4 protein-coding genes are annotated in these 2061 nt (G+C 36.2%); all 4 read right to left on the bottom strand.

Going from position 1 to position 2061, the window contains the following annotated elements; all coding sequences use genetic code 11:
* Positions 1-68 precede the first annotated feature (68 nt).
* The 4 genes from JU57_RS14235 to JU57_RS13535 all read right to left on the bottom strand — a co-directional run bounded on the left by JU57_RS14235 (position 69) and on the right by JU57_RS13535 (position 1953).
* Positions 69-236 carry a hypothetical protein gene (locus JU57_RS14235; protein ID WP_294877513.1) on the bottom strand — a complete coding sequence of 56 codons (168 nt, stop codon included), beginning with the start codon at positions 234-236 and terminating at the stop codon, positions 69-71.
* A 74-nt stretch (positions 237-310) separates the two neighbouring features.
* Positions 311-745 carry a hypothetical protein gene (locus JU57_RS13555; protein ID WP_037962216.1) on the bottom strand — a complete coding sequence of 145 codons (435 nt, stop codon included), beginning with the start codon at positions 743-745 and terminating at the stop codon, positions 311-313.
* A 180-nt stretch (positions 746-925) separates the two neighbouring features.
* Complete coding sequence (locus tag JU57_RS13545; protein ID WP_037962212.1) at positions 926-1120, bottom strand: hypothetical protein; 195 nt, start codon at positions 1118-1120, stop codon at positions 926-928.
* 509 nt (positions 1121-1629) lie between these two features.
* Complete coding sequence (locus JU57_RS13535) at positions 1630-1953, bottom strand: hypothetical protein (RefSeq protein ID WP_037962208.1); 324 nt, start codon at positions 1951-1953, stop codon at positions 1630-1632.
* Positions 1954-2061: the final 108 nt, after the last annotated feature.

Raw genomic sequence — 2061 nt, 5'->3', positions numbered from 1 at the left:
GCAAATGATGGTGAGTCTTTCTTATGTCAGGCAGTATTGGATTTTACTGCTTGGGTTGGAGTTTATTCTTAGAGGAAGAAGGCTTTAACGTTGGTGGTTTTGGGTTTTTCAGGGTCGACTAAATAGTCTAGTGCCGTCTCATAGCGTTTATTGAGCGGTTTTAACGTAAAAAGATAAAGTGCATATCCAATAGCAAGTGCGAAGAGCATGATAAGACAGTGTGTATCATCTAACATAGTTTTTCCTTTTTTATAAAGTAATGTGATTTAAATCAATAAAGCGATCTGTACTAAGCACTTTATATACAATATCATTCGTTTTTGTGCTCATTATGATAAATTTCGTGGCGTAATGCCTCAAAGGTTTCATCTATTGTTTCATTTGTTGTATGCTCATGGTATTTAACACGCTCTTCAATAATCTTGCCAATCTCTTGATCTTCTAAATGCTCTTCAATAGCTTTAAGTCGATAAAACTCTTCTATAGGTAAAAGAGCCATGAGAGGTTCTTTATCTTTATAAAGAATGCCAAAACAACCTTGTTTCACTGCATTCATGAATCTCATAATCTTTAATATAAAATGGTCTTCTTCCCAATGCACACACTCATATTTCTGCCCACAAAACTCTACTGTTTCAAATGCTTTTTCATATGCATGTTTGCGTTTTTTTGACAAATAATATATCCAAAAAGCCAGCAGACTTGACACAAGAAGCGGGAACCATTGTACGATTACGTTTATCATTGTTTCTCCTTCAATAAACACATTGCCAAGGTATGTTTAAAAATACCCTTTCTATGATTTTTATAGTAACGTTTGAGTGCCTTATGTATCAAAGTGCATCGACACAGCCCTAAACGTTTTGCATGTTGTGTTAGAGCCATTCTCTCTTTGAGCGTCAGTATTAGCGTTATTTTTTTCACTCTATTTTCCCTCTTGTTTGCACAAGCGGTAAAGCTCTTTAGCAAGGCTAGCTATAATCTCTTTAGAAAGCCCTAACTCAAGGCTAAGCTCATTTAGAAGCTTTTTTGCTCTGGGAGATAAAGAATTTTCATTCAATGCTTCTTCTTTTTTAGGACTTATTTTTTCTTGCTTTTTTGGTATCTTAGGATGTTGCATAATGAGTCCTTTGAGCATCAAGGCAATACTGAGAGACTGCCTTGAAGATACAAGCACGCACACTGTGCGCTCTTTTATGTAAATGATGACGAGTTCTTAACGAGCGTGGGATTATTGAATAAACAAACATGCCTTCCTTCCTCCTAAAAGAACTGATTGAGCCAACGCTTAAATAAAGAGTATTGGCTAAAATAATCAATCATAAAACTTAGTAGTCCGATCACAATAAAAAAGTACAACATCCCTAACATTTTGGAATTGATATCCTCTGTATAGAGCAGATAAGCTCCCAAAAGCATAAAGAGTCCATATGCGCGCATCATAAACTCCTCATCCTAGTATGGCTTGATAAAGCCATACTAAAAAAAGAATCACACAGATACCATAGATGAATACTTTAAGTATCATTTTGAACTGGAAGCTTTTAGCTGAATAGGTCAATGGAAAAATGAGCAATAATAGCATTGCCAGTAGCACTACAAGTACATACGAATAGTGATTAGTTTGACTCATTGGTGATCCTTTGGTACAACAGAAGAGGGAGTATCTAATCCTTTTGGCTCATGAGCTTCATTGGTACTCAAAGATTGACTCTGCGATACCTCTTTGTTCCGTTTATAGGTGCGGATAGTCCCAACGAGTTTCTTCATGGCTTTTTCCAAAAGACGTAAGAAGACTTGCGCTAAAAAGAGTAAGGCCACAATAAGCATAAAATCATATATATCTAAGTTCAAGGTTTTAACAGGAGTGCTTGTAGAAGCTTGCTCCAAGACGGTTTGGGTATGATTTTTATCTTGTAACACTGTTGTGTTCGTTGTAAATTTCACTCCCATGTTTCCAGTCATTTCAGTTTTATGTTTCCACCTGTTTCACAAACATGTTTCCACTTATTTCACTCAAAGTTTCCACTTGGAAACGGGACGGTGAAATGGATAGGGATT

Origin of the sequence: Sulfurospirillum sp. SCADC (assembly GCF_000743525.1) — a bacterium.
Lineage (GTDB): Bacteria > Campylobacterota > Campylobacteria > Campylobacterales > Sulfurospirillaceae > Sulfurospirillum.
The sequence above is the reverse complement of the archived record's forward strand: the minus strand, read 5'-3'. Positions and strand labels throughout refer to the sequence as shown.